At 59.7% G+C, this 26,631-nt stretch carries 27 protein-coding genes, 1 tRNA gene and 1 pseudogene; 12 read left to right on the top strand and 17 right to left on the bottom strand.

Annotated elements, in window-relative coordinates; translation table 11 throughout:
* Positions 1-18 precede the first annotated feature (18 nt).
* Positions 19-534: a DUF3576 domain-containing protein gene (locus ACOQOQ_RS03955; RefSeq protein WP_420568838.1), complete on the bottom strand. Its 516-nt coding sequence runs from the start codon at positions 532-534 to the stop codon at positions 19-21.
* A gap of 261 nt (positions 535-795) precedes the next feature.
* Here ACOQOQ_RS03955 and ACOQOQ_RS03950 point away from each other — a divergent pair, with 261 nt between their 5' ends.
* Positions 796-1,683 (top strand): porin, encoded by an 888-nt coding sequence (locus ACOQOQ_RS03950; RefSeq protein ID WP_420568837.1) that lies wholly within the window; start codon positions 796-798, stop codon positions 1,681-1,683.
* A 122-nt stretch (positions 1,684-1,805) separates the two neighbouring features.
* A complete protein-coding gene (locus ACOQOQ_RS03945; protein ID WP_420568836.1) occupies positions 1,806-2,459 on the top strand; it encodes a YggS family pyridoxal phosphate-dependent enzyme in 654 nt (217 codons plus the stop codon).
* A 6-nt stretch (positions 2,460-2,465) separates the two neighbouring features.
* Here ACOQOQ_RS03945 and ACOQOQ_RS03940 read toward each other — a convergent pair whose 3' ends face one another.
* From ACOQOQ_RS03940 to ACOQOQ_RS03930, 3 genes are read right to left on the bottom strand one after another with little or no spacing between them, the layout of a single operon-like run.
* Positions 2,466-3,578 carry a CaiB/BaiF CoA transferase family protein gene (locus ACOQOQ_RS03940; protein ID WP_420568835.1) on the bottom strand — a complete coding sequence of 371 codons (1,113 nt, stop codon included), beginning with the start codon at positions 3,576-3,578 and terminating at the stop codon, positions 2,466-2,468.
* A complete protein-coding gene (locus ACOQOQ_RS03935; protein WP_420568834.1) occupies positions 3,578-4,231 on the bottom strand; it encodes a DsbA family protein in 654 nt (217 codons plus the stop codon). Before ACOQOQ_RS03935 ends, ACOQOQ_RS03940 begins: the two co-directional genes overlap by 1 nt.
* A gap of 12 nt (positions 4,232-4,243) precedes the next feature.
* Positions 4,244-4,753: a DUF721 domain-containing protein gene (locus tag ACOQOQ_RS03930; RefSeq protein ID WP_420568833.1), complete on the bottom strand. Its 510-nt coding sequence runs from the start codon at positions 4,751-4,753 to the stop codon at positions 4,244-4,246.
* Positions 4,754-4,847: 94 nt separating this feature from the next.
* Here ACOQOQ_RS03930 and mutY point away from each other — a divergent pair, with 94 nt between their 5' ends.
* From mutY to ACOQOQ_RS03915, 3 genes are all read left to right on the top strand, one after another.
* Positions 4,848-5,921, top strand: coding sequence for an A/G-specific adenine glycosylase (mutY, locus tag ACOQOQ_RS03925; protein ID WP_420568832.1), 1,074 nt, complete (start codon positions 4,848-4,850; stop codon positions 5,919-5,921).
* A gap of 1 nt (position 5,922) precedes the next feature.
* Positions 5,923-7,050, top strand: a complete 1,128-nt coding sequence (locus ACOQOQ_RS03920) for an alkane 1-monooxygenase (protein ID WP_420568831.1) — start codon at positions 5,923-5,925, stop codon at positions 7,048-7,050.
* Positions 7,051-7,151: 101 nt separating this feature from the next.
* Positions 7,152-8,348 carry a thiolase family protein gene (locus ACOQOQ_RS03915; protein WP_420568830.1) on the top strand — a complete coding sequence of 399 codons (1,197 nt, stop codon included), beginning with the start codon at positions 7,152-7,154 and terminating at the stop codon, positions 8,346-8,348.
* An 87-nt stretch (positions 8,349-8,435) separates the two neighbouring features.
* Here the strand turns inward: ACOQOQ_RS03915 and ACOQOQ_RS03910 are convergent, their stop codons facing one another.
* From ACOQOQ_RS03910 to ACOQOQ_RS03900, 3 genes are all read right to left on the bottom strand, one after another.
* A complete protein-coding gene (locus ACOQOQ_RS03910) occupies positions 8,436-9,539 on the bottom strand; it encodes a site-specific DNA-methyltransferase (RefSeq protein ID WP_420568829.1) in 1,104 nt (367 codons plus the stop codon).
* A gap of 89 nt (positions 9,540-9,628) precedes the next feature.
* A complete protein-coding gene (locus ACOQOQ_RS03905; RefSeq protein WP_420568828.1) occupies positions 9,629-10,261 on the bottom strand; it encodes a ribonuclease HII in 633 nt (210 codons plus the stop codon).
* 82 nt (positions 10,262-10,343) lie between these two features.
* Positions 10,344-11,576 (bottom strand): urate hydroxylase PuuD, encoded by a 1,233-nt coding sequence (locus tag ACOQOQ_RS03900; protein ID WP_420568827.1) that lies wholly within the window; start codon positions 11,574-11,576, stop codon positions 10,344-10,346.
* A 100-nt stretch (positions 11,577-11,676) separates the two neighbouring features.
* Here ACOQOQ_RS03900 and ACOQOQ_RS03895 point away from each other — a divergent pair, with 100 nt between their 5' ends.
* Complete coding sequence (locus ACOQOQ_RS03895; protein WP_420568826.1) at positions 11,677-12,588, top strand: LysR family transcriptional regulator; 912 nt, start codon at positions 11,677-11,679, stop codon at positions 12,586-12,588.
* On the opposite strand, the gene uraH is transcribed toward ACOQOQ_RS03895, so the two are convergent.
* Entirely contained in the window at positions 12,589-12,942 is a 354-nt protein-coding gene (uraH, locus tag ACOQOQ_RS03890) for a hydroxyisourate hydrolase (RefSeq protein WP_420568825.1), read from the bottom strand.
* Between the two features lie 149 nt (positions 12,943-13,091).
* On the opposite strand from uraH, the gene puuE reads away from it, so the two are divergent.
* Positions 13,092-14,504: an allantoinase PuuE gene (gene puuE, locus ACOQOQ_RS03885; protein ID WP_420568824.1), complete on the top strand. Its 1,413-nt coding sequence runs from the start codon at positions 13,092-13,094 to the stop codon at positions 14,502-14,504.
* Positions 14,501-14,986 carry an ureidoglycolate lyase gene (locus tag ACOQOQ_RS03880; protein WP_420568823.1) on the top strand — a complete coding sequence of 162 codons (486 nt, stop codon included), beginning with the start codon at positions 14,501-14,503 and terminating at the stop codon, positions 14,984-14,986. Before puuE ends, ACOQOQ_RS03880 begins: the two co-directional genes overlap by 4 nt.
* Here ACOQOQ_RS03880 and ACOQOQ_RS03875 read toward each other — a convergent pair.
* The 7 genes from ACOQOQ_RS03875 to ACOQOQ_RS03845 all read right to left on the bottom strand — a co-directional run bounded on the left by ACOQOQ_RS03875 (position 14,983) and on the right by ACOQOQ_RS03845 (position 21,378).
* On the bottom strand, positions 14,983-15,801 hold the full coding sequence (locus ACOQOQ_RS03875) for a bifunctional allantoicase/(S)-ureidoglycine aminohydrolase (protein WP_420568822.1): 819 nt from the start codon (positions 15,799-15,801) through the stop codon (positions 14,983-14,985). The two genes, ACOQOQ_RS03880 and ACOQOQ_RS03875, sit on opposite strands and share 4 nt — an antisense overlap.
* A 147-nt stretch (positions 15,802-15,948) precedes the next feature.
* A complete protein-coding gene (locus tag ACOQOQ_RS03870; protein WP_420568821.1) occupies positions 15,949-16,407 on the bottom strand; it encodes a globin family protein in 459 nt (152 codons plus the stop codon).
* A gap of 4 nt (positions 16,408-16,411) precedes the next feature.
* Positions 16,412-16,849 carry a c-type cytochrome gene (locus tag ACOQOQ_RS03865; RefSeq protein ID WP_420568820.1) on the bottom strand — a complete coding sequence of 146 codons (438 nt, stop codon included), beginning with the start codon at positions 16,847-16,849 and terminating at the stop codon, positions 16,412-16,414.
* Positions 16,849-17,418: a Tll0287-like domain-containing protein gene (locus ACOQOQ_RS03860; protein ID WP_420568819.1), complete on the bottom strand. Its 570-nt coding sequence runs from the start codon at positions 17,416-17,418 to the stop codon at positions 16,849-16,851. Before ACOQOQ_RS03860 ends, ACOQOQ_RS03865 begins: the two co-directional genes overlap by 1 nt.
* A 50-nt stretch (positions 17,419-17,468) precedes the next feature.
* Positions 17,469-18,956 (bottom strand): ammonia-forming cytochrome c nitrite reductase subunit c552, encoded by a 1,488-nt coding sequence (locus ACOQOQ_RS03855; protein WP_420568818.1) that lies wholly within the window; start codon positions 18,954-18,956, stop codon positions 17,469-17,471.
* Between the two features lie 13 nt (positions 18,957-18,969).
* Positions 18,970-20,976: an FAD-dependent oxidoreductase gene (locus ACOQOQ_RS03850; protein ID WP_420568817.1), complete on the bottom strand. Its 2,007-nt coding sequence runs from the start codon at positions 20,974-20,976 to the stop codon at positions 18,970-18,972.
* A gap of 325 nt (positions 20,977-21,301) precedes the next feature.
* Positions 21,302-21,378 (bottom strand) — tRNA-Arg (locus ACOQOQ_RS03845).
* A gap of 94 nt (positions 21,379-21,472) precedes the next feature.
* Here ACOQOQ_RS03845 and ACOQOQ_RS03840 point away from each other — a divergent pair.
* Positions 21,473-22,495, top strand: a complete 1,023-nt coding sequence (locus tag ACOQOQ_RS03840; protein ID WP_420568816.1) for a LacI family DNA-binding transcriptional regulator — start codon at positions 21,473-21,475, stop codon at positions 22,493-22,495.
* Positions 22,496-22,500: 5 nt separating this feature from the next.
* Here ACOQOQ_RS03840 and ACOQOQ_RS03835 read toward each other — a convergent pair whose 3' ends face one another.
* Both ACOQOQ_RS03835 and ACOQOQ_RS03830 read right to left on the bottom strand, forming a co-directional pair.
* The gene (locus ACOQOQ_RS03835) at positions 22,501-23,205 is read right to left on the bottom strand and encodes a winged helix-turn-helix domain-containing protein (protein ID WP_420568815.1); all 705 of its coding nucleotides are present in this window, start codon (positions 23,203-23,205) and stop codon (positions 22,501-22,503) included.
* Positions 23,177-23,470: a hypothetical protein gene (locus tag ACOQOQ_RS03830; RefSeq protein WP_420568814.1), complete on the bottom strand. Its 294-nt coding sequence runs from the start codon at positions 23,468-23,470 to the stop codon at positions 23,177-23,179. The genes ACOQOQ_RS03835 and ACOQOQ_RS03830 overlap by 29 nt, the downstream gene beginning before the upstream one ends.
* 184 nt (positions 23,471-23,654) lie before the next feature.
* Between ACOQOQ_RS03830 and ACOQOQ_RS03825 the strand changes: the two genes are divergently transcribed.
* The 3 genes and pseudogenes from ACOQOQ_RS03825 (at position 23,655) to ACOQOQ_RS03815 (ending at position 26,560) form a co-directional block, all read left to right on the top strand.
* A complete protein-coding gene (locus tag ACOQOQ_RS03825) occupies positions 23,655-24,143 on the top strand; it encodes a hypothetical protein (RefSeq protein WP_420568813.1) in 489 nt (162 codons plus the stop codon).
* A gap of 221 nt (positions 24,144-24,364) precedes the next feature.
* Positions 24,365-24,757 (top strand): annotated as a pseudogene (locus ACOQOQ_RS03820) (transposase); the annotation flags it as partial.
* 399 nt (positions 24,758-25,156) lie between these two features.
* A complete protein-coding gene (locus ACOQOQ_RS03815) occupies positions 25,157-26,560 on the top strand; it encodes an aldehyde dehydrogenase family protein (protein WP_420568812.1) in 1,404 nt (467 codons plus the stop codon).
* The last annotated feature ends 71 nt before the right edge of the window (positions 26,561-26,631 follow it).

Here is a 26,631-nt window from a genome sequence, read left to right as displayed (position 1 = left end):
AATCGGGTTAAGGCGGGATCAGAATCCCTTGTCGGCGATACGCAGCTGACGGGCGCGGGTCAGGATCGCATCCTCGATCGCGCGCTGGGTGCTGGCGCTGACAGGCTTGCCGCCGCTTGTCTGCAGGGCCACCAAAAGCGAACGCGCCTCAAGCGCAGGGTCCTTGACGTAAACGGTCGCCCGATACGAGCGGCCACCACCCGGAGGCGTGCCATACCCGGTGACGATCACGCCGGTATAAGGATCAACCGACTGGACGGGCAGGAAATTCAGAATCTCCAGCGCGGCGTTCCAGATATAACGGTTAACCGCAACTTCCAGATCATTGTTGCGCGGCTTGAAAAGATCCGTGATCGAGGACTGGTTCTGGTTCAGCCCCGCCTGACGGGCCAGTTCGGATTGCAAAACCGGGTCCAGATCATCTGCGCGCCGGTTGTCGGGCTGCGCTGCATTATCGCTGCCACGGCTGCACCCGGCCACGGCCAGCGCCGCGATCAACGCAATGGAAATCGGTTTGATGCTCATACGTGCCATGAATTCGCCGGGTCCTAAGATATTCGCATCATTCCTATCCAACCGCTAAAGCTGTCGCAAGGACTTAGTCAGCGGGTGAAATCGAAGCCCAGCAAAGATTCGCTGGAAAAGGGTGTGGCAAAGCTGCACCATTCCGAGCACTTTCAGCCACAGGGGGTGCGGCACACTTGCAAACTGCCCATGAAAAGAGCGACACAACCGCCATACCCAATTCGGATTCCCCGTTTTGGGCGCATGATTGGAAAACCGAGGGAAAAAATTATGAAAAAGATTCTCCTTGCTTCGACCGCTCTGATCGCTGGCGCCAGCGCAGCAGCAGCCGACATCACCCTGAGCGGCTACGGCCGTTTCGGTCTCATCTACAATGACACCGCAGCTCAAGAAACCATCGTTGACCAGCGTCTGCGCCTGATCGTCACCGGCACCGCAGAATCGCAAAACGGCATCGCGTTCAAAGCTCAGACTCGTCTGCAGTGGGACGACGGCGCTGTTGCTGTTGGCGACGCAGTTGGTAACAACACCGGTGCCATCCGCGCCGCAGCATTCCACGCCTCCGCTGGCGGCCTGACCCTGTCGATCGGTAACGTTTCGGCTGCTGAAGCCACCCCCGGCTTCTACGCTGGTGGCCTGGGCTACACCGGCTTCATGTTCGTTGACCCCTGGTCGGTTGGCTACTTCGGCCACGACATCGGTCTGACCTCGGACGCTGATAACCGCGGCGTGGTCATGGCGACCTACAAAACCGGCGCCTTCACTGTTCGCGCATCGGTTTCGGAAGGCGCTTCCGAGCGTAAGAACCTGGGCGTCGTGTACGCAGACAACGGCTACGTTGTTTCGCTGTCGCACCAGGAATCGGACAACAACGCCGAAGACGTCACCAAGCTGTACGTGCAAGGTGCTCTGGGCGGCGCGACCGTTGGTCTGTTCCTGGACGACACCGCAGCCGGCAACGGCTGGGGCCTGACCGGCACCATGTCGGTTGGCGCAGCCACCAAAGTGACCGTGACCGTGACCGAAAGCGCCGGTGGTGCTGAGAACGCAGGTATCGGCATCAACCACGATCTGGGCGGCGGTGTGTCGTTCGGTGCAGGTGTTGCTGACATGAACGGCGCGACCTACGCAGAAGCCGGTGTTGTCTTCAACTTCTAAGTTGAACAACCAGTCTTAAGGGAAGAGCAGGCCTTGTGCCTGCTCTTTTCTTTTGGGGGTTGGGGCTTTGACGGCCCCCGCGATCTGTGCTTCATGTCAGGCGCAGCAATACCGAGGCCCCCATGTCCCTTTCCGATATCCTCTCTCGCATCACCAAGGCCGAGCAAGCCGCAGGTCGCACCCCCGGCAGCACCAAGTTGATCGCCGTATCCAAGGTGCAACCAAACGAGCGTGTCGCCGAGGTTCTGACCGAAGGCCACCGGTTGTTCGGCGAAAACAAGGTGCAAGAGGCCGCTGGGAAATGGCCAGCCTTCCGCGACCAGTTCGGAGATATCGAGGTTCACCTGATTGGCCCGTTGCAAACCAACAAGGCCCGCCAAGCGATGGAGCTGTTCCAGGCCATCCATTCGGTTGACCGACCCAAGCTGGCGAAAACTCTGGCCCGCCTGGCGCAAGAGATGGGCCATTGCCCTGATCTGTTCATTCAGGTCAACACCGGCGAAGAGCCGCAAAAAGCCGGTGTCCTGCCCGCAGACGCGGACGCCTTCATTGCCGAATGTCGTGCGCTGGATCTGCCGATCAAGGGGCTGATGTGCATCCCGCCGGTTGACGAAGAACCCAGTCTGCATTTTGCGCTTCTGAAGAAAATTGCCCATCGCAACGGGCTGGATCAGCTGTCCATGGGCATGTCTGGCGATTTCGAAAAGGCCATCGCTCAGGGTGCTACGCATGTGCGCGTTGGCTCGGCTATTTTTGGGGCGCGAGACTATGGCTAAACGGGGTTAGCCGTCCTCGTTCAGTTTGGGTGACGGCCGGTCCAGTTTCAGTTCAGCATCAGAGAAAATGATCGGCATCCGCACACCCGGGACGCCGTCCAACTCGATCTGCATTCCGCGTGCTTGCACCTGAGGATCGGCAAAGACCTCGGACATGTCGTTGATTGGTCCGGCGGGAATGCCGTTCGCTTCACATCCGTCCAGCAGCGCGGCCGTGGACAGCTTGCGGGTCTCGGCCATTAACAGATCGATCATCTGTTCGCGGTTCTTCACACGATCAGAGTTTGTCAGAAACTCGGGCGCCTCGGCCATCCAGTCCAGCCCTAAGAGCCCGCAAAGCCGTTGATATTGCGCGTCATTTCCGGTTGCGATGATGATAAACCCGTCCGCGCAGTCGAACACTTGGTAAGGTGTCAGATTGGGGTGATAGTTCCCCGTCCGTCCCGGCGGCGTGCCCGTCGAAAGGTAGTTCATCGCCTGGTTGGCTGTCGCGGCAACAGCGCAATCCAGCAGGGCCATGTCGATGTGTTGGCCCTTTCCCGTCCGCTCGCGCTGATACAGCGCAGCCAGAATCCCAGTCACCGAATACATGCCAGTGAACAGGTCCGTCACCGCCACGCCCGCGCGCTGGGGCTGCCCGTCAGGCTCGCCCGTGATCGACATCAGTCCGGACATGCCCTGAATGATATAGTCGTATCCCGCGCGGTGCGCATAGGGCCCGGTCTGACCGAAGCCGGTGATCGAGCAATAGATCAGCCCGGGGTTGATCTTGCGCAGTGAGTCATAATCCAGCCCGTATTTAGCCAGTCCACCGACCTTGAAATTCTCGATCAGGATGTCGGCATCGCGCACCATCTGACGCACGGTTTCCTGCCCCTCGGGGGTGCGAAAATCCACGGTGATCGAGAGTTTTCCGCGGTTACACGAATGGAAATATGCGGCGGTTTTGTCGGTGCCGCGCTCGATAAAAGGAGGCCCCCACTGACGGGTGTCATCGCCAGCGGGGCTTTCGATTTTGATGACTTCAGCCCCCAGATCGGACAGAGCTTGACCGGCCCAGGGGCCAGCCAGAATTCGGGCCATGTCGATGACCTTCAGTCCGTCCAGAGGTGCGCTCATCAGGCGTCCAGAGCCTTGTCCAACAGGGCTTTCAAATCGTCATAGGCCATGTTCGAATGCTTCTTGCCGTCGATGAACAGGGTGGGGGTACTGTCCACGTCGTCGGCCTTCATGTTGTCCTGGAACCAGGTGTACAGGGACTGAGCCTTGGCGCCGTCGCCCAGACAGCTGTCCAGCTGTTCCTCGGTCAGGCCAGCGATGCGGCCCACCTTGCGCAGGTTTTCCACGATAACGGCGGGATCACCCGAACCGATCCAGGATTTCTGATCGGCGTACAGCAGGTCCGAGATGCCGAAAAACTTGGTCGGCTCGCAGCGCGCAACCAATGCTGCCCACAGTCCGGGGCGGTCGAAATACACGTCACGATAGACGAATTTCACCAGGCCGGTTTCGATATACTCGGCTTTCACCTTCTTCAGCGGACCATTGTGAAAGTTTGCGCAGTGCGGGCAGGTGAACGAGGCATACTCCATCAGGGTCACCTTGGCGTCGGGATTGCCCAGGGTCATCTCGGTGATGGGGGCAGCGTCGCCTGCGGACCCTTCGGCCAGCGCAGCCAATGGCGGCAGCCCGTCTGGTTTGCGGGTCAGCGCCCAGGCGCCGCCCAATACGGCAGCCGATCCAATCACGCCCAGTGCGAGTCTGCGGTCCATGTGTAAGCCTTTCTAGTTTTTCGACTTGGTTAGTACGTTTGTCGCCAGCGATTCAAGCGCGCGGCGCAGGTCTGAATCTCCGACCTCTTGGGTCAGCGACTGTGCCTCTTGCACCGCTGCCGGGTCGGGTTTTTTCGGTGCAGATGTCTTGCGATAGGTGAAATCGGCCTGACCCTCGGCAAAGCCGGTCGCAGCGGTCTGTGTAATCCGCACGCGCGAGATGGCGTTATAGCCATAGACTCCGTTCACCTTGGCGCGGATCTGTTCTTTCTGCATCTCAAGCATTGGGGCCTGTGCCCCTGTGGTAAGCAGCGTCAGCGTGGCCCCGAAGCTGCCCGGACGGCCAAATTTGACGTCAACGGGCCGGGCGATGGCGGCGATGTCCTCTCCGACGACCTCGGGCCAGTGCGTCAGCAGCCGTGCCTGCGCAAACCCCCGGGTTTCGCCCGCCTTGCGAATGCGCGCCTGCAGCAGGCTCGACGTTCGGGCAAATCCCTTTGTTGTACTGGGGCGCGTGGCCATGACTTGCTTCCTTTGCTTCGGTGCTATTCTAGTAATGCAGCGCCAAGACACCAGCTTATTGCGACCTGACGGGGGATAAAGATTGCGTGAAAAGATGACAGTTCCGGCTGAGGATTTGCTGGAGTGGTACGACCGCAACGCACGGATCATGCCTTGGCGTGTGGGGCCGGCCGACCGAAAAACCGGCGTGGTTCCCGATCCCTATCGTGTCTGGCTGTCTGAAGTGATGTTGCAGCAAACCACCGTGGCTGCGGTAAAGGAGTACTTCGAGCGGTTCACTACGCGCTGGCCGGACGTTCATGCGCTTGCTGCTGCCCGCGACGAGGATGTGATGGGCGAATGGGCCGGGCTTGGCTATTACGCCCGTGCCCGCAACTTGCTGAAATGCGCGCGGGTGGTTTCGGGTGATTTAGGGGGAGAGTTTCCAGATACATATCAGGAGCTTCTGCAGCTGCCTGGCGTTGGACCCTATACCGCTTCGGCCATAGCCTCGATCGCGTTTGACCGGGCTGAAACCGTAGTGGATGGCAATGTCGAACGTGTGATGGCGCGGCTCTATGATGTCCACACGCCCTTGCCGCGGGCCAAGCCTGAACTGACCAGGTTGGCGGCTGCGCTGACCCCGGCAACCCGACCCGGAGATTATGCGCAGGCGGTGATGGATCTGGGGGCCACGATCTGCACGCCGCGCAGCCCGGCCTGTGGGATATGCCCGTGGCGCGATCCTTGCGTGGCGCGTCAGGCCGGCACTGCTGCCGAACTGCCCAGAAAAGAACCGAAAAAGCCGAAGCCCACTCGGCTTGGCATTGCCTATGTCGCCCGCCGCCATGACGGCGCCTTTTTACTGGAGCGGCGCCCGGACAAGGGTCTGCTGGGCGGCATGCTGGGCTGGCCGGGCTCGGACTGGAATGACGCGCCGACCGAGTCCCCGCCTGTGAATGCTGACTGGCGCGAGCTGCCAGCCGAGGCGCGGCATACGTTCACCCATTTTCACCTGCGTTTGCGGGTGATGGTGGCTGAAGTCGTCGATCAAGCGCCGGATCGAGGAGAGTTCCACCCCCACGCGACATTTCGCCCTTCGGATCTGCCGACTGTGATGCGAAAGGCGTTTGACCTGGCCCGGCCCGAGTTCAACAATGGGGGCACTGCTCTTGACCCGGAGCCATGATATGAGCACTCCGATCTCTGCCTTTCGCCGCGCTGCGCCCTTTTGGTTGTCACTGGGGCTGGTCCCTCTGGCCTGGATTGGCGCGATCCATGGGGGCTGGACTGTGTTCCTGTTGCCTCTTTGTGGGTGGTGGGTTTTTACCGGGCTGGACGCCGTTTTAGGCAAAGAGCTGGACAACCCTGACCCGCAAACCAGCGACGCGCAGCTTCTATGGTATCGCCTGATCACGATGATCTGGTTTCCTGTGCAGGCGTTGACCCTGTTCGGTTTGATCTGGTTTGTGACCCACACCGCCCATCTGGCTGCGTTGGAAAAGATCGTGCTGTTTTTCGGCGTGGGTGTGCTGACCGGGACGATCGGGATCGTCTACAGTCACGAGCTGCTGCACCAAAAGAACAAGTTGGAGCGCTGGCTGGGTGACTTGCTGCTGGCGACGGTCTTGTACTCTCATTTTCGATCCGAGCATCTGCTGGTTCACCATGTCTATGTAGGCACCCCGCGCGATGCTGTAACTGCCCGATATAACGAGAATTTCCACCAGTATTTCTTCCGTGTTCTGCGCGAATGCCCAAGGTCGGCCTGGGCCGCTGAAAAGGCGCTTTTGGCGCGCCGTGGGTTGACCATGGCCAGCTTTCGGAACCCTTTCTGGCGCTATGCGGTGCTGCAACTGGGGGCCTTGGCGCTGGCGATCGGTCTTGGTGGGCTTGAGGGTTTGGCGCTGTTCATGCTGCAGGCCCTCAGCGCGATCTGGCAGCTTGAGCTGACCAATTATGTCGAACACTACGGTTTGACCCGCAAGCATCTGGGGGATGGGAAGTACGAGCACGTGAAGCCTCATCACAGCTGGAACGCGTCGCATAAGGCGACGAATTGGCTGTTGATCAACCTGCAGCGCCACTCGGACCACCACTACAAGCCCGATCGGCGGTTCCCGCTGCTGCAGACCTATGACGCAAGCCAGGCGCCTCAGCTGCCCTATGGGTATCCGCTGATGGCGGCGATGGCGACGATCCCGCCGCTGTGGCTGCGGCGGATGAACCCGCGGGTGCGTGCATGGCGTCAGACCTACTATCCTGAAATCGAAGATTGGACCCCTTACAAAGAGGGCACCACCCCGATGCCACGTTAGCTTGGCATTTTAATGCAAGAATCCCGACCTGATTCGCTATTGATCGTAACTATTATGCAGTATATAGCATTATAGTGCACAGTGATGTCAGGGAGGACACCATGCCAAGCTACATTCCTTACGGGGCCTATTGGTCCACGCCCTTCGCCCGTTGGCAGGGAAGCCTGTCACACCTGAACTCGATCGAGTTGTCGGCCCACGTGGCCAAATCCGCCATGTCTGCGCGGGGCATCACCACCGAGCAGATTGATTACTGCGCCTATGGCATGACCGTGATCCAACCGGGCTGTTTCTATGCGACCCCGTGGTTCACCGCGATGATCGGTGCCGAACAGCTGGGCGGCCCTACGATGAACCAGGCCTGCGCCACCGGCCCCCGCTTGCTGTCCGCCGCGATGGGCGAGATTGCGCAGGGGCTGGCCGGAACAGTGCTGATTGCCTCGGGGGACCGGACCTCGAACGGGGCGCATGTGTATTATCCTGCTCCCGGTGGCCCGGGTGGAACCGGGCAGTCCGAAGATTGGGTGCTGGGCAGCTTTAACTATGATCCCTGGGCCAAGGGCGCGATGGTCCAAACGGCCGAAAATGTCGCAAAGCGCTTTGGCATCGATACGGCAGAACAGCACGAGGTCGTCTTGCTCCGTCAGGCGCAGTATCAGGACGCCTTGGCCGATGATCGCGCGTTCCAGAAACGCTATATGGAGGCCGCGTTTGACGTGCCCGACGCCCGGTTCCGCAAGACTGTTACGACGCTGGCAGGGGACGAGGGTGTCTACCCTTCGAAGGCTGAAAAACTGGCGACGTTGAAACCCGTTGTGCCCGGTGGCACCGTGACCTTCGCCGGTCAGACTCATCCCGCTGACGGGGCGGCCGGAATGATCGTTGTCGACAGCGCTGAACGGGCCGCCGACATGGTGGGTGGTGCTAACCCGCTGATCGAGGTGCTGGGCATCGCCCAAGCGCGCGAGGAGAAGGGATTTATGCCAGCCGCGCCGATCAAAGCTGCGGAAAACGTGCTGCGCCAGACGGGTCTCAGCATCAGTGACATTGACGTGTTCAAATCTCACAACCCGTTCGCGGTGAACGACATCGCCTTTGCGCGGGCGTTCGATCTGGATTGGCGTGGGATGAACAACTTCGGCTCGTCGCTGATCTGGGGGCATCCGCAGGGGCCGACCGGCTTGCGCGCAATGATCGAGATGATCGAAGAGCTGGAGATTCGCGGCGGCGGTATCGGCCTGTTCCAGGGCTGCGCGGCGGGAGATTCCGCGATGGCCGTAGTGGTCAAGGTCATCTGACCCTAGAATCAAAAAGCCCCGCTGGGCGAACCAGCGGGGAGGTTGGTGCCATGTTAGGCCACAGGCACCGGCGGTGTTCTAAAGTTCTTAGTTCGCCATCTCAGCGCGGATTTGCTGGCGGAAAACGTCGATCGGGACGGTTTTGCCATCGCTTTGGGTGTTCCAATAGGTCCAGCCGTTGCAGCTGGGTGCGCCTTCCAGCGCGGCGCCGACCTGGTGGATCGAGCCCTTAACCCCATCCGCCACCAGAGAGCCATCGGCGCGCACCTTGGCGATCTGACCACGGGCGTTCGTCAGAACTTGGCCAGGGCGCAGCATGCCACGCTCGACCAACTGGCCAAAGGGCACGCGAGGCGCTGCACGTTTGGACGCGCTGACCGTCAGAGCCTCGCGATCAAACTTTTGCACGCTGTCCAGACGTTTTTGCGCGACCTTGCGGTAGGCTTCTTCGCGTTCGATACCGATGAAATCACGGCCCAGCATCTTGGCCACGGCGCCAGTGGTGCCGGTGCCAAAGAACGGGTCCAGAACAACGTCACCGGGGTTGGTCGATCCGACCAGAACGCGGTGCAGCAGGCTTTCGGGTTTTTGCGTGGGATGGGCTTTTTCGCCGTTGTCATCCTTCAGACGCTCGCCGCCATTGCAGATCGGCAGAACCCAGTCGGAGCGCATCTGGATGCCTTCGTTCAGGGCCTTCAGCGCTTCGTAGTTGAAAGTGTATTTCGCGCCTTCGGACTTGGACGCCCAGATCATGGTTTCGTGGGCATTGGTGAACCGTTTGCCGCGGAAATTCGGCATCGGGTTCGACTTGCGCCAAACAACATCGTTCAGGATCCAGTAGCCAGCGTTCTGCAGCGCCGAACCAACCCGAAAGATGTTGTGATAAGAGCCGATCACCCAAATAGCCCCATTGGGTTTGAGCAACCGGCGGGCTGCGGCCAGCCAGTCTTGGGTAAATCTGTCGTAGGCCGCAAAAGAGGAAAACTGATCCCAGGCATCATCCACGGCGTCCACCTTGGAATTGTCCGGACGGTGCAGATCCCCCTTCAGCTGAAGGTTATAGGGCGGGTCTGCAAAAATCAGGTCGATCGAATTCTCAGGCAGACTGTTCATCATCTCGATGCAGTCGCCAGCAAGAATCGTGTTTAGAGGGAGCGCAGGAGCGCCCTTGTCATTGGTTTTAGTCTTCATTCTCTGCCTCAAATCCACGGCGCTTTTGCGCTCTTTGGTTTGAGACAAAGATGAGTCAAATGGGATTCAGCGTCAAATTCTTTTTTGAATCAGTCACTTACATTTTTCTGTTGATACAAGATATTGTGGACGGGTTTGAACGAACGTCTATGGTGTGGGGTTACCCCAAGATTTTCCAGCGCCTCGCGGTGTTGCTTGGACGGGTAACCCTTGTTTTTTTCCCACCCATATCCCGGAAACTGTTGCCCTAACTCCACCATCAGTTGATCGCGCCGTATTTTCGCCACAATTGAGGCCGCCGCAATCGACACCGACAGAGCGTCGCCCTTGATCACCGCCTGGGACGGAATGGTCAGGTTCTGGGGGATCATATTGCCGTCGATCAGAGCGTAATCTGGCTGCTGCGGCAGGCCCTGAATGGCACGCACCATGGCGATGTGGCTGGCACGCAGGATGTTGTGGGTGTCGATCTCTTCGACCGTGGCATGGGCAACCGAGACCTGCGCGACCTCCAGCAGTTCCTTTAGCAGGGACTCGCGCTTCTTTTCGGACAGCTTCTTGGAATCGTTCAGCCCGGCCGGAATGCGATTCGGATCAAGGATCACGGCCGCTGCGGTTACGGGCCCGGCAAGGGGGCCGCGGCCCACTTCGTCTACGCCGGCGATTCGCAGAAAACCCTGCGCGTGGGCGGCGTGCTCGAGGGAATAATCAGGAGTGCTCATGACAGGGTTGAACCGGAACGGTGCCGCAGGCGCAAGGGGAATGGGCACCCCCACTTTGAGCAGCGCCGTCGCGGGCCCGCCCCTACGCCCCCGTGGCCTGTTGATACCAAGCGATGATCAGGCCGCGATCCTGAGGGTCCATTTCAATTGCGTTGGGCGGCGGCATAGCGTGGCTGCGGCCAGCCTGCAGATAAATCTGCTTGGCGTGGCGGGCGACATCAGCCTCGGTTTCCAGAACGACGCCTTTTGGGGGCCAGAGCATCCCGTCCCAGGACGGCTCGCGCGCGTGGCACATCGAACAATTGCCAGTCACCGCATAATAGGCGTCCTCGAACCCGTCCACGCTGGCGAATTTCTGCTCCATCGGGGTTAGATCGCGGGCCTCGGCCTCTTCATAGCTGTCAATCCCCGGCACCGTGGACAGCCAGGCAATCACGATCATGATCACCACGGTCACGGCCCAAGTCCAATGCGGGCCTTTGCCGGTCTTGTGCATGGTGTTGAAGTAGTGCCGGATCGTGACCCCGGTCAGAAAGATCAAGCTGGCGATGATCCAGCTGTATTCGGTCGCAAAGGCCAGCGGATAGTGGTTCGACAGCATCAAGAACACCACCGGCAGCGTCAGATAGTTGTTGTGGGTCGAGCGCAGCTTGGCGATCTTGCCGTATTTAGCGTCGGGCTTGCGCCCGGCCTTCAGATCAGCGACCACGATCCGCTGGTTGGGCATGATCTGAAAGAACACGTTGGCGGTCATGATCGTGGCGGTGAACGCGCCCAGATGCAGCAACGCCGCGCGGCCGGTGAAAATCTGGTTATAGCCCCAGGCCATCGCAACCAAGATCACGAACAACAGCAGCATCAGCACGGTCGGTGTTTCGCCCAGTTTGGACTTGCACATTAAATCATACAGAATCCAACCAATCGTCAGTGATCCGCCCGAGATCAGCACACCCTGCCACAAGGCCAGATCGACCTTGGTTGGGTCCAGCAAGAACAGCTCTCCTCCGACCCAATAGACCATCATCAGCAGCGCGACGCCGGACAGCCATGTCGTATAGCTTTGCCATTTGTGCCAGGTCAGATGCTCGGGCATTTCAGCGGGAGCGACCAGGTATTTGACGGTGTGATAGAAGCCGCCGCCGTGGACCTCCCATTCTTCGCCATGGGCGCCATCGGGCAGGTTGGGGGCCGGTTTCAGCATCAGGTCCAGCGCAATGAAATAGAACGAAGCCCCGATCCACGCCATCGCGGTGATGACGTGCAGCCAGCGGACGGCGAATGCTGCCCAGTCCCATAAGATTGCCAGATCGTACATATGCGTCCCCTTTGAACCCGCTATTCCGCTCACCCTAGGCGAGCGGTCTTTTTTAAGGTATTGCCACAAAAACCCAAGCAGCATCAAAAATAACCGAACAATGTCCTATCTCGATAACATCCGTACCTTCGTTCGTGTCTACGAGTTGGGCAGTATGTCCGCTGCGGGGCGGGATTTGCGTATTTCTCCGGCGGTGACGTCCTCGCGGATTTCGGCGTTAGAGGAACATCTGGGCGTTCGGTTGTTTCAGCGCACGACTCGCAGTCTGACCCCGACCGAGCAGGGCAAGTCCTTCTATCGTGGTGCGTCCGAAATCCTTGAGGCCGTGCAAAGTGCCGAGGCGCAGATCGCCAGCGACACCCAGAACCTGCGCGGGTCACTGTTCGTGGCCGCTCCGCTGGGGGTTGGCCGCCGTCTGATCGCCCCGCGCGTGCCCGAGTTTCTGGAAGAATACCCCGAGGTCAGCATCCGCCTGCGCATGTCTGACCGCAAGATCGACCTGACCACCGAGGGGTTGGATCTGGCGTTTTTCCTGGGTCAGCCCGAGGACAGCAACCTGCGTATTCGCAAGATCGCGGATGTGGAGCGGGTGCTCTGCGCGGCGCCGGAATACATAGCGCGGCGGGGGATGCCCAAGTCGGGACAGGACCTGATTGATGACGGCCACGAATGCCTGTCGTTACGCTTTCCCGGTGCGACGGAGTTTCAATGGCTTCTGACCGGCCAAGACGGGCCCAAGCGGTACCGGGTTTCAGGCCGGTACGAGGCGGACGACGGTGATGTCCTGACAGATTGGGCGCTGGCAGGTCAGGGGATTGCGCTGAAACCCGTGTTCGAGATCGCAGACCATCTGAAATCGGGTGCGTTGGTCCCAGTAGCGACCAAAACTCCACCAGAACCGGTGCAGATGGCGTGCCTGTTCACGCACCGGCGCCGTCAGGACCCCAAAACGCGTCTGTTCATGGAATTCATGATCGACCGGATTGCCGAAACCGTCCGCGCCGAGGCCTGATCAACTGCCGCGATAGGTGGAATAACCAAATGGCGACAGAAGCAAGGGCACGTGATAGTGCGACGGTTCGGACATGCCAAAACGCAGCGGGATCACATCCAGGAAGCGGGGTTGCTCGGGCGGGGTGCCGGTTGCGTCCAGATAGGCACCGGCGTGGAACACCAGTTCGTACACACCGACCTGAAACTTGTCTTCGGGCAGGATCTGTTCATCCGTGCGCCCATCATCATTTGTGACCAGAGTTTTCAGATGAATGCGGGCCTCGCCCTCGATCCGGAACAGGTCAATTGTCATGCCGTCAGCGGGGCAGCCGCGCGCGGTATCAAGAACATGGGTGGTCAGGTAACCGGTCACGGCGCTCTCCTTGTTATTTTCTGCTAGGTTAATAGTCCGTTGCCGCCGATCAACACAAAGGCTCACAAGTTTAAGGCTGCATTCTGCTTTTTTTGAAAAACATAGGGGATTTTCTGCTTTATTCATCACAAAGATCAAGGGAATCCGACGTGACACGCTATCCAAGAGACATGACCGGCTATGGCGCCACCCCGCCTGCAGCCAATTGGCCCGGTGGGGCCAGAATCGCTGTGCAGATTGTGCTGAACTATGAAGAGGGCGGAGAAAACAACGTCCTGCATGGTGATGCCGCATCCGAGGCGTTCTTGTCCGAGATCACCGGCGCACAGCCTTGGCCTGGTCAACGCCACTGGAACATGGAATCGATCTATGAATATGGCGCGCGGGCGGGGTTCTGGCGGGTACATGGGTTGCTTAAGGACATCCCGATTACCGTATACGGCGTGGCCACGGCCTTGGCTCGGTCCCCTGTACAGGTCGCTGCGATGACCGATGCGGGCTGGGAGATTGCCAGCCACGGCCTGAAGTGGGTCGAACACAAGGACATGGACCCCGAAGAGGAACGCGCCCAGATCCGCGAAGCGATCGAGCTGCATACGCAGGTTGTCGGCTCTCCTCCGCCGGGGTGGTACACTGGGCGCTGTTCAATGCAGACGGTGGAACTGGCCGCAGAAGAAGGGGATTTTGCCTATATCGCCGACAGCTATGCGGATGATCTGCCCTATTGGGTGCAGACTGGCGGCAAGGACCAGCTGATCGTGCCCTACACGCTGGATTGCAACGACATGCGCTTTGCCATCCAGGCCGGTTTCACCGAAGGCGACCAGTTCGAGCGCTACCTGATAGACAGTTTCGACACGCTCTATGCCGAGGGCCTGCAAGGGGCGCCCAAGATGCTGTCGATCGGCCTGCATTGCCGTCTGGTAGGGCGCCCCGGCCGTATGGCCGCGCTGAAACGCGCGATTGAGTATTTCCAGAGCAAAGAAGGCGTGTGGTTCGCCACCCGTGAACAGATCGCCCGGCATTGGGCGCAGGAACATCCGCCCGCTGCGGTGTTGCGGATTTCCCAGATGGCGCGCGACGCCTTCGTTTCCACATTCGGCGGAGTGTTCGAACATAGTCCCTGGGTGGCCGAACGTGCCTATGATCTGGAGTTCGGACCCAGCCATGATTGCGCAGCCGGGGCGCACAGCCTTTTGGCGCGCGCCTTCCGTATGGCCAGTGAAGAAGAGCGCCTGGGAGTTCTGCGTGCTCATCCCGATCTGGCCGGCAAGCTGGCCGCCGCAAAACGGCTGACGGCTGAATCCACGGCCGAGCAAGCCTCGGCCGGGCTGGATGCGCTGACAGATGACGAACGCGCCAGCTTTACCCGGCTGAATTCCGAGTACACGGAAAGGTTCGGGTTTCCCTTCATCATTGCGGTGCGGGACCACGATAAGGCGTCGATTTTGGCGGCGTTCCAGAGGCGGGCTGGGCAGGATCGCGCGACCGAATTTGCCGAGGCTTGCCGTCAGGTTGAACGCATCGCCGAATTGCGTCTGCAAGAGATTTTCAAAGCATGAGCCGGGTGATCAAAGCGCAACCCCTGACAGCGCAGGCTTTCGCGCCGTTTGGCGATGTTCTTGAGGCCTCAGGCGCGCCGGACAAGATCATTAACCAAGGCATGTGCGGCCGGTTTCACGACCTCGCGCAGATGGACTTTGCGGCTGGGCGCGCTGGCATCAGCCTGTTTCATGCCCAGCCGCGCGCGCTGCCCTACACGCTGGACATGGTCGAGCGTCATCCCCAGGGCAGCCAGGCGTTTTTGCCCATGTCTCAGGATTCGTTTCTGGTAATCGTTGCCCCTGATTTGGGGGATGCGCCCGGTCTGCCCGCGGCCTTTCTTACGCGTCCGGGGCAGGGGGTGAATTACCACCGGGGCACCTGGCACGGGGTGCTGACGCCGCTGGCCGCGCCGGGTCTTTTCGCGGTTGTGGACCGTATTGGGGAGGGCGCGAACCTGCAGGAACATTGGTTCGATCAGCCCTATCAGATAACGCTTTAACGCAGCTTCATGTGGCGGTTGACGTCCTTGTAAAGCAGGTACCGGAACCGCCCCGGTCCACCCGCATAGCAGGCTTGCGGGCAGAAGGCGCGCAGCCACATGAAATCGCCGGCTTCGACCTCGACCCAATCGGTGTTCAGCCGGTAAACCGCTTTTCCTTCAAGCACATAAAGTCCGTGCTCCATCACGTGTGTTTCCAGAAACGGGATCACGGCGCCGGGTTCAAAGGTGACGATGGTGACGTGCATGTCGTGGCGCACGTCCAGCGAATCCACAAAGCGCGTGGTCGCCCATTTGCCGTCTGTGCCGGGCATGGGATCGGGGGCGATGTCATTTTCGTTGGTGATAACGGGTTCGGGGATGTCGATGCCCTCGACCCGCTCATAGGCCTTGCGAATCCAGTGGAACCGAACGGGCGCATCCGAGGTATTGCGCAGCGACCAGGCGGCGCTGGGGGGCAGGTAAGCATAGCCGCCGGGGGTCATCTTATGGTCGTTGCCGTCCAACGTCAGGGTCAGCGTACCTTCGACCACGAACAGAACGGCCTGGGCATCGGGGTCGGATTCTGGCCGATCCGAGCCGCCACCGGGCTGCACCTCGAGGATATATTGCGAGAACGTCTCGGCAAAACCACTCAGTGGGCGCGCCAGCACCCACACGCGCGTGTCTTCGAAAAACGGGAGCGAGCTGACCACAATGTCCTGCATCGTCCCCGCTGGGATGACGGCATAGGCCTCGGTGAACACCGCCCGCCCGGTCAGCAGTTGATCCTGTCCGGGGTGTCCGCCCTTGGGCGCATAGTATTTCGGGGTCATGAGGGCTCCTGCAGGGTGTTTTCCCCACTATGGCTGAAGCGCGGGAAAGTTCCAGACGTGCAGGGCAGACAACAGTTTAAGGGGATTTTTGAAAGCTGACCCGCCCGGAGGTCACGGGCGGGTCAAAAGCGATAGGTTGCCAGAGGCTTACGCCCAGAATTTCCAGAACGGTTTCTTCGGCGCTGCGGTCTCATTCGCGGGGTAAGCTGCGGCGATCATGGCGCCGGCCAGGGTGGTGTAAGCACCGGTCCAGGCCTCTTTTACGTCAGGGGTGAAGGCATCGCCCAGACCCTTTTCCAGAGTGCGCAGCAGCGAAGCGCCGACCTTGTCGTAATCTTCGGGTTTGACGCCATAGTCGACGTGCTTGATCGCCAGTTGCTGCGCGACGGGCACGATCTTGTCCAGATCGCGCAGGCCATTGACCACAACGCCCAGGGTCGCCATCAGCTTGGATCCCTGGTCCTTCATGTTGGCGCCTTCGAAGTAGGGTTTTACCTCGGGGGCGGTTTCAAACAGGTCGCTATAGAAGATTTCCGCAGCTGCGTCCTTGATCGGCACAACCTTGGCAAAGCTTTCCTGAACCAGCGTGATTGCTTTCTCGTCCATGTTTCTAGTCCTTTGTTTTCATAGAGTTTGCGTAGTTTTCGGCAAGGGCTGCGCCGCCGCTTGCCCAAACCATGAAAGCGGTGGCGAGGCTGACCTCGGCATCGCTGAGATCCGAGTTGCCGCCGCGCGCAGGCATTTCGGTATATCTGGGTCCGATGAACCCCTCGATCGCATGGCCGGTCAGCACGTCCATTCCCTTTGCGATCCGTTTGTCCCAAGCCTTGGTCGAAGTAATCTTGGGCGCCCCGGTCAGCTTGTCTCCGCCGTGGCAATTCTGGCAGGTGTCCCCCCAAAGGATCCTCCCTTGGGCCAGCGCCGGATGGTCCGGCACGGGCAGGCGATCGACGGTGATGAAACCGTCCATCCCCTTACGCGTGGCGACCGGCTCTGCCATTGCTGGCAAAGCCGACACCAGTATCAGCACTGTTGCCGACAGCCGCATCAGTCCATCGGGATGCGGATGACAACGCCGCCCATGACGTCGCCCGCTTCGAAATCGTTCTTGGGCGTGTCTTTGTGGTTGTTGTGGCAGGACCAGCAGGCCTCGGCCACGGCGACGTCCGGGTAGACAGCGGTAAAGTAGGTCGTACCGCCCAGTTCTTCTTCGCCATAGAAGTTCTCACCGGGGTTGGCCGAGATATATTCCAGGCCTTCTTTTTCCATTGGGGTGGTGGGCGCGTTCTGTTTGTTGATCGGCCACAGCGACAGCAAAGAATAGCTGAATTCGTCGGTTTCTTCTGCCACCATTTCAGCGCCGAAGCGGAACATCTGTGCGGGCAGAACCAGCGCTTTTTCGTCCACGAAGTGCTCGGACGCGGTGATCACTTTTTCCTGCACTGCCAAGCGGTTAACGATCATGCGGGTATAGACCGTGCGGTCCGAGCTCATGACCAGATGCAGCAGGTCGGTGACGGTTTCGTACTCCATTCCTTCTGCGTTTGCGGGCATTGCGCTCATCGCGACGGCCCCACCAAGAATTGCGGCTTTGATTTTTGTGAATTTAGCACCCATATTCAGTTCTCCTGTTGTCCTTAGGGTTGCGGGTTGCGTGGCTCGGCCGGTCATTGGTTGGCGCCTTTCTCTGGCGGAGCTACGCGTCTTAACGCCCAGTCGATGCTTTCGACATGGCGATCGGGTTTGCCCATGAAATTCCGCTTGATCAGCTCGGGATCGGCCAGCGCGTCGATGGCAAATTCCAGGCTGTGACAGTCCATGCAGACTGGGCGGATCATTTTCGCATTCGGGCGAAGAGTGTCGTTCTGGTTATGGTTAGTGGTGACTTTGCCGCCGCGCTCGGTCTGAGGCATGTGGCAGGTGGCGCAGGTCACGCCCGAACCAGCGGGCAAATCACCGGCCAGTTCAGCCCGCCACAGATCGAAATGCGGGCTGGCCTTGTAGCTTTGGCTGTGCTCGTCCGCGTGGCAGGACAGGCAGCCATCGACAGCGGCGAACTTCAGGTCCTGCTCGTGCGGCTTGTGGCAGCTTGCACAGGTCAGATCCAGATCTTCCATATCGGGATGCAGCTTGACCCGGGCTTCGGCGGTGCTCATCTGGCCCGCGGGGCTGGGGTCGTCGATGAAACGCTCGATCGCGGCCACCAGTTCGGCCGGGGGTTTCTTCCAGCCCAGCTCTTTCAGAGCCTTCTTGACCTTGCGCGGCTTGGCGATTTCCGGGTGGCGGCGCATACCGTGACGGCCCAGGGAAAATGTCTTGCTCTCGGCCTTGTGGCAGCTTGCGCAGACAGCCTCGGCCGGGGCTTCGACCCATTTGCTTTCGATTTCTTCGGGGGTTTTGGCGCCTTTGGCGTGGCAGGTGGCGCAGCCCACATCGGCCGCCGCATGGGCCGAGGCTGCCCAATGATCGCCGATTTCAAGGTCGCGATATTCCTGCGGGGCGTCCAGCGCGGCCAGATAGGTGGCAGTGTCCACGGCAATGTCATCGTCCGCGCGGGCGACGGCGGCGGCGGCATGCATCGGGCTTTGCGACAGCCAGGGTTGGCCGGAATGTTTGACCAGGTAATCCTCGTACAGGGCGCGGTTGTCGTGGAAGTTGTGGCACCCGGACGAGGCGCAGGTGTCGAATTCCAGACCCGCGTGCGAGGCGCGGTTCTTGCGCACATCCTGTTCGCCTTCTGAATGGCAGGCCACGCAGAAGTCACCGGGTAGGGTGACCAGGCCGGCCAATGTCACCTCGGGCTGGTGCTCGATGTGGCACGAGGTGCAAAACCGCGCATCGATCTTTTCCCAGTACGAGGCCATCCGCGGGTTCTTGAATTTCTTGATCGGGTGGCTGTCATCGGCCTCTTTCAGCTCGGCCTTGTGGCAGCTCACGCAGGTCTTGTTGATGTCCTTGTTGATCTTTTTCTGATCCGAGAAATCGCCCGAGGTGTGGCAGGTCTCGCATGCCAGTTCGATCTGATGGTGCACGCCAGCGGTTTCACCGGGCAAAAAGGCAGTCCTGTCCCCGCCCAGATACAGGCGCGCGGCGAAGGCGCCGGCGATTGCCAGCGTTCCGATGATCCAGAGGCTCCAAAGTAGGGAAGTGCGCATTTATCGGGCCTGTTCAGAATGCATAGGATGCAAGGACGTGGAAAAGGATCAGCACTGGCAGAGGCCAGAGCGTCAGGATGTGCAGCCAAGTGGGCAGTTTGCGGGGTGGTTTGCGAGCAGTGCCGATGTGGCGGGCGCGCAGCTCATGGTCTCCGCCAGTGGCCAGGCCCGCGACCGAACCGATCAGGATCGCTCCGATGAAGAACACAGCAAGGATCAGGTTCCAGCCGCTGCCCATGTTGAACCCGGTATGGGCCAGCAACCCGGCCAGCGCGCCAAGTCCTATACCGATATGCACCAGTCGCCAGCCGTCAAAGCCGCCCAGGCGATCCATGAAACGAAAGCGTTTTCGCAGCCCGATCCCAAAGGCCAGCACGGTCAGGCTCAGCAGGATAAAGCCGCTGTATTGTTTGACGATATTGTCCTGCCATAGCCAGACGCGCAGGCTGTCGGCGTCATACGAGGTCGGCAGCGGCACATAACCAAGTAAGATCGGCACCAACGCGATCAGTGCGGCCAGCGTTGAAAAGCCCAGAACGGATTTCCACAGGGGCATCGGCTGGGGCTTGGCGCCCGCGTCAATCATCTCGGCCAGAAGGGGCACACAGGTGCCGCAAACGGTGCCGGCCCCGGTTTGGGCGCTGACCTCGGACGGGGTGTTGCAGCCGCCCGTCATGGCGCCGCGGATCTGTCCGCAGGTCACGCCCGTGCAGTTGCACAAGGTGGCGCTGTCGGGCATGTCTGCAGCGGCGTCTTCGGTGACCGGCCAGATCAGCCCGTTTTTGCGGAACCGATACAGCATCCACGGATATACGGTTGCACCTTGTTGCACGGCGTCCTGAACGCGGCTGGCCTGATCCCATTTGCCAACGGCCAGGGCACCCACGATTTTGCCCCGGTCGATGAAAATGCGGCGATAAAGGTCCCCCTCGTGCCAGACATGGCTGCGGACGTTGGCCTGAACCTCAAGCTGCTCGATGGCCCCAACCGAGAATACCTCGGCGCCGATAACCTTTAGCTTGGTGGTCGGGGCAGTGCCTTCGAAGGTGCCGGGCGTGCCGGAAATCGTATCAGCCGCGACCTGCGCCTGGGCATAGCCGGGCCCGACAAGGCCAAACAGCTGGCCGCGGTGCTCGGCGCATTCACCGACGGCGTAGATCGACGGGTCGCTGGTCTGCATCTGGTCGTTCACGGTAATGCCCGCGCCGATGTGCAGTCGCGCCTGACGGGCAAGTTCGATATTTGGGCGCACGCCAGTGCAAATGATCACGGTATCGCAATCCACCCGCATTCCGTCCGACAGCATCAGCCCGGTCACGCGATCCTCGCCTAGGATTTCCTTAACAGCGACGCCAGTACGGACGGTGACGTCCAGCTCTTCGATGTTCTTGGACAGTTGAGCGCCCGCGACCTGATCCAGTTGTCGCGGCATCAGGTGGGATTCGTGCTCGATCACTGTGACCTTACATTGGCGCTGGCGCATCCCGCGCGCAGCCTCGAGGCCCAGAAGACCACCACCAATCACTGCCACATGACGCGACGAGATTGACCGCGCAATCAGCGCCGAGGCGTCGTCAGCGGTGCGGAAGGTATAGACACCCGGAGTCTCGCGACCGGGAATGCCGGGGATGAAAGCGTACGATCCGGTGGCCATAACCAGCGTCTGGTACGGCCAAACCGCCCCCGAGGCCGTGGTGACCAGCTTGGCTTTCGGATCGACCTGCACGACTCTTTGACCGGAATGAAGCGCGTAAGGAAGATCGCTATCTTTCTGTTCCAGCAAGGAAATATCCGAGAATTGAACATCGCCCCCCAACAGCGGCGTCAGGCGCACGCGGTTATAGGGGGTGACGACCTCGGTGCTCAGGACGGTGACTTGCAGCCCGCGCTGAACCAGGTCCTGCGCAGCACGGATGCCCACTGGGCCCGCGCCAATTATCAATACCTGCGAGGCGGCCTGCGCCCCGTCGGGGGCGGCATCAAAAGAAACTTGCGTGGCTTGCGCTGCGGACGTTTGCATGACTTGCTCTCATAGCTCCGATCGCACCCCTTTGAGCGCGGTCGTATAGATCAGAAAGAGCGTCATTGCTCGGTCGTTGAGGTTCGTTACCTTGCCGGCGCCGTTGCCAGACTTGGCCTATTGGGCTGCCGGTGGGGGCGTTTTGTCAACGAAAGGCATCTGATTTTTCTGCAGCTGCACAATAGGCGCTTGAAATTCAGTCAAACGCGAAGAATTTGCACAAGCTTGCGGACAAAATTCAGGCATCTGGCAGTCATCGTTCGCTCAGAGGTGGTGTCTGATCGACTCGGTCCTGTCTAAAAATTCATGCGGAAATCCGAATGAATGGCGACCCCGGCAGGATTCGAACCTGCAACCTGCCCCTTAGGAGGGGGCTGCTCTATCCAGTTGAGCCACGGGGCCACGTAACTGCGTCTTAGCTTGATGCTGTCCCTTGAACAAGAGTCCGGGTTCGCGCTAACACTTGGGGACGCCTGTTTTAAAGGATCACGTTGATTTGAGCCGTACAGACCACCGACCACTAACACTGCGTGACGTCTCCGAGGCATCGGGGGTATCCGAAATGACCGTCAGTCGCGTGCTGCGGAACCGGACAGATGTCAGCCAGGCCACGCGGGAAAAGGTGCTGAAGGCCGCCAAGCAACTGGGATATGTGCCCAACAAGATCGCCGGGGCGCTGGCCAGTCAGCGGGTGAATCTGGTGGCGGTAATCATCCCGTCGCTTTCGAACATGGTTTTCCCCGAGGTGATGGCAGGCATCAGCCGCACGCTGGAAGACACAGGTCTGCAGCCCGTGGTCGGCGTGACCGACTATAGCCCCGAGAAAGAAGAGAAAGTCCTGTACGAGATGCTGTCCTGGCGACCGTCGGGCGTGATCATCGCGGGGCTGGAGCATTCCGACGCCGCCCGCGCCATGATGCGCGCTGCGGGCATCCCGGTGATCGAGATCATGGATGTGGACGGCGAACCGGTCGATAGCTGTGTGGGCATTTCGCACCGCCGCGCGGGCCAGCAGATCGGCGAGGCGATCGTGGCGGCCGGGTATAAGCGCATCGGCTTCATGGGGACCAAGATGCCGATGGACCACCGTGCCCGTAAGCGGTTCGAAGGATTCACCCAGGCTTTGGCCAAGGGCGGGGTCGAGGTTGCCGATCAGGAATTCTATTCGGGCGGATCGGCGTTGGCCAAGGGCCGCGAGATGACCGAGGCGATGCTAAGCCGCAATCCCGACCTGGACTTCCTGTATTACTCGAACGACATGATCGGCGCTGGCGGGCTGCTGTACCTGATCGAAAAGGGCTATGACATTCCGAACCAGATCGGTCTGGCCGGTTTCAACGGGGTCGAACTGTTGCAGGGCTTGCCGAAAAAACTGGCCACGATGGATGCCTGCCGATCAGAGATTGGTGAGAAGGCCGCGCAGATCATTCTGGACCGGATCGAAGGAGAAGGTTCCGGCCCCAGCCGTATCGCGCTTGAGCCCGTGATCTCGCGCGGGGATACCCTGCGCGAGGGGTAAAGCCGCTAGAGCATCTTGATCACGGATTTGTCCACCGACAGCATATAGCCCTTGCGGGCGATGTTCTTGACCAACAACTCGGATACCATTTGGTTGCCCAGCGTGTCGCGCAGGCGTTTGATGCGCGTGGCGCCTGCGCTTTCGTCGCAATCAGCGGCCAGGCGGCCCGAGATCATCGCCTCGATTTCAGCACCGGACAGCACGTCCTCGTCCATGCGGGCCTCGGCCAGAACCGACAGGGTCTCCATCGCGGCGCCGGTCAGTTTGAAGCCCATGTTGTTCAGGTAGACCGTATTTTCATCGCGAGAGATAAGCAGCGAGGAGACCTGAATGCCCGCGTGTTCAATCTGCGCCATCCGCCGGTTCATCGTGACCAGCGCAACAAGGAACACCAGCGCAGCAATCAGCATGCCTGTCGCAAAGACCAACAGGACGAAAATCACCACGCGGTAACTGGCCAGCGTGTCCGAAAATGCGGTGCCGGACTGGGCAAGGATTTCCAGAAGCTTGATCTCGGCTGGGCCGGTCAGCAGGTCATTTTCGATGAAAATCCGTTCGACCCGAGCGTTAAAGGCGTTGGCATCGGGCAGCGTCAGGAACAGAACGACCGCGGCCACCAGCAGAATGGCGACAATACAAGCGATGCCGATCACGACCAAACGACTGCCCGACCGCCGGATCTCAGAAGCGGAGGAAATACCGTCCTGCACTTGCTTTCCTTTCCTTCAGGCCATCCTTGTCGAAAACCGACAGGATATTAAGCAAAACCCACCCTTCGCGCGACAGGCGCGCCGCGACCTCAGAACGGGCGGCCCCGGCATCGCAGGGCCCCTCTAATCGGACCACACCGTAGTGCAGGCGCAAGGGGTTGTCTTGCTTAGCCTTGTAATCGGCGAAACATTTCTCACTTGCGGCGGCGGGCATGGCCGCGGCCAGCAGCAGTAAACTCAGGGGTATGGCAAGCATTTTCCTCATGACCCGACAATGCGCGGGACCAGCGCGATATTCAATAACCAAAGGGGTTTGCCGCGCGTGATATCGGATAGCAAAGCGGCGTTATTGAGCGATTTCACCCCCAGCGGCCAGGTTGGCCTTACACCGCTCGATGCGTCGCACCGCAAACGGGCAGGACATATGAAACCAACCGAGAGGATACACCATGTCCCGCAAATTCATCGCCTCGATCCTGGCGGCCTCGATCGCCGTGACCGGCCTGAGCGCCGTCCCCGCCAAAGCCGACAGCGACGACCTGGTCCGCTTTCTTGCGGGGGCAACCGCGCTGGTCATCATCGGCAAAGCGCTGGACGACAAGGATCACCACCGACCCGCACCGCAGCCAACTGTGCGCCCAGGCCGGGCCTATGATGACGACCGGGTCTATTTCGACCGCCGCCATGATCCCCGCAGCACCCGCGACTGGGATCACCGCTCGCACCGATTCAGCTTGCCTGCCCAATGTCGCCGTGTCTTTTGGACCCCGGATGGCAATCAGCGCTATCTGGCCCGCGGGTGCCTGCGTCGGAACTATGAATATGCCCACCGTCTGCCCAAGCACTGCAAGATCGCATTCTTCGAGAACAACAAGCGCAAAAAGGGCTATTCGATCAGCTGCCTGAAGGACAACGGCTACCGCATCTCGCGGAACTGAGTTCAGGCACAGGTTGCCCGGGTTCCCTTTCCCCGGGCCGCCTGACCCTCGATCAGCCCCAGCAAGGTGTTCCAGTTCGGTGGTTCGAGCACGGCCCGCACTTTGGCAGCGTTTGGGACTTCGATGGAAAATGACGGAGTAATCTGGTTGAGAACGAATGACCTGCCACGGGATTTTTCCTCCGTTTGGAACTAGAGTCCGCCCCAAGAAGAGGACGGACAATGAAGCGAACGAGATACAGTGAAGAGCAGATCATTCATTGCCCGCCGGGCGATCTGTGCTGCAAGCACGGGTTGTCGGAGGGCACCATCTAAACAAGGAAGGCCAAGTATGGCGGCATGACGGTTTCCGACGCGAAACGACTGAAGGCGCTGGAAGACGAGAATGCCAAGCTGAAGAAGCTGTTAGCCGAACAGATGCTCGACACTGCGGCGATGAAGGAACTTCTGGCAAAGATGCGGAGGCCCGACGTGAAGCGCGCCGCCGTCGCGCATCTGCGGCCGAGATGGGCCTGTTGGAACGGCGGGCCGATTGTCGGCGCGGACCGCAAGATGATCCCGTACCGGTCGGTCAGAGCCGCAGAGACGGAGCTGCACCAGCGGTTTCGGATCCTGAACGTGGTTGTCGACGTGACAAGGGAATGCTTGGCGGCGATCCCGGAAGGTCGATTTCGGGGCGGCGTGGCGGCTGTCGCTTGCTCCATTTGCGCCAACCGGCGTATCGATCCAAAGGGCTCGGGTCCCGAATGGGTGAAAGTTCAGTGGCAGGTCACAGTTTCAATAAATGGACTTTCAAGCTCTCAAAAACAGACTGTTGCTACCTATGACGGGCGCGTGCCCAAAAGGTTGGATGCTGCGCTCTTCCTGTGGGCCCATTTCTCGCAGGACCTACACTAGTATTGGCAGTTTTCGACGGCTCATTGTCATTGCTGCCAAAGATACAGATCTACAAAAATAACCTCCAAGGGAATTTGAGGCGCGTTTGGCGAGGCCTCGTCAGAATGGAGGAAAATCATGTCATACGGAATGATCATTGGTGGGGAAAAGCTTGCCGCAGCGGACGTCTTTGAAGTCAAGAATCCATCGACTGGAGTGCAGGTTGGAGAGGCCCCAAATGCTAGTTTTTCCGATCTGGATCAAGCGGTTACTGCGGCAGAGGTTGCATTTCAAAGTTGGTCAAAGCTGCCCGATGCTGAGCTGAAGGACTACTGCACGAAGATCACTGAAAAAGTAGGCGCGCATTCCGAGGAACTGGCCGCGTTGTTGACCATGGAACAGGGAAAACCGCTGAACGGACTTGGCTCACGGTTCGAGCTCGGCGGCGCTGGGGCTTGGGCTGGGCATACAAGCAGCCTCGATATGACAACCAAGATGATCCAGGATGACGATCAAGGACGCGTCGAATTGCTTCGCAAGCCCATCGGTGTGGTTGGGTCGATCACACCCTGGAACTGGCCAGTGATGATTGCGGTCTGGCATATTCTGCCCGCACTGCGCTCTGGCAACACTGTGGTATCCAAACCATCGCCAAATACTCCGCTGTCGACCCTGCGTATGATCGAGTTGATGAACGAGGTTCTGCCTGCGGGGGTTGTGAACTGCGTACCTTCGTCCGATGAAGGTGACAATATCGGTGCAGCAATGTCTGCCCATCCGGGCATTCAAAAGCTGGTCTTTACCGGTTCCTGCGCCACGGGGCAGAAGGTGATGATGTCAGCGTCCGAGACAATGAAACGCCTGACGCTGGAGCTTGGCGGCAATGACGCCGGGATCATTCTGGGCGATGTGAATGCCGAAGAAATTGTCGAAGGCTTGTTCTGGGGTGCGTTCATCAACAACGGGCAAACCTGTGCCGCGATGAAACGCGCCTATGTACATGCGGATGTCTATGACGATGTGTGTAATGCGCTGACTGAGTTTGCGAAGGGTGTCGCGGTGGGTGATGGCATGGACGAACACGCTGTCCTCGGCCCGGTGCAGAACAGGGCGCAGCACGACAAGGTCACGCGCCTTGTTGATGCCGCGAAGGGAAAAGGAGAAATTTTGATTGGCGGTGAAAGTGGTGACGGATTGTTCTATCCACCAACTCTTGTGGCAGGCCTGCAAAACGGCGATGCGTTGGTGGATGAGGAGCAATTTGGCCCCGCCCTTCCACTGATCAAATTCACCGACGAGGCCAAGGTGATGGCTGCCGCCAATGACAGCAACAATGGCTTGGGCGGGTCTGTTTGGACGCGCGACATCGACAAGGCGCGCAACATGGCGCGGGACATGGAATGTGGCACGGTCTGGATTAATTCCCATGGCGGAATCCGTCCCGACGCGCCCTTTGGCGGACACAAGGGCTCAGGCATAGGTGTGCAATTTGGGGAAGAAGGCCTGAACGAATACACCAATATTCAGGTGGTTCACGGCTGACCGGATGTTCGTTCTGGCAGAAAATGACGGTAGAAGTTCATTGCTGCCAAATTGAGCTATTGGGATATTAC

The sequence above is a fragment of the Thalassovita sp. genome, assembly GCF_965218685.1.
Taxonomy (GTDB): domain Bacteria; phylum Pseudomonadota; class Alphaproteobacteria; order Rhodobacterales; family Rhodobacteraceae; genus Thalassobius.
Note: the sequence above shows the minus strand (reverse complement) of the source record. Positions and strands in the feature narration are given on the sequence as shown.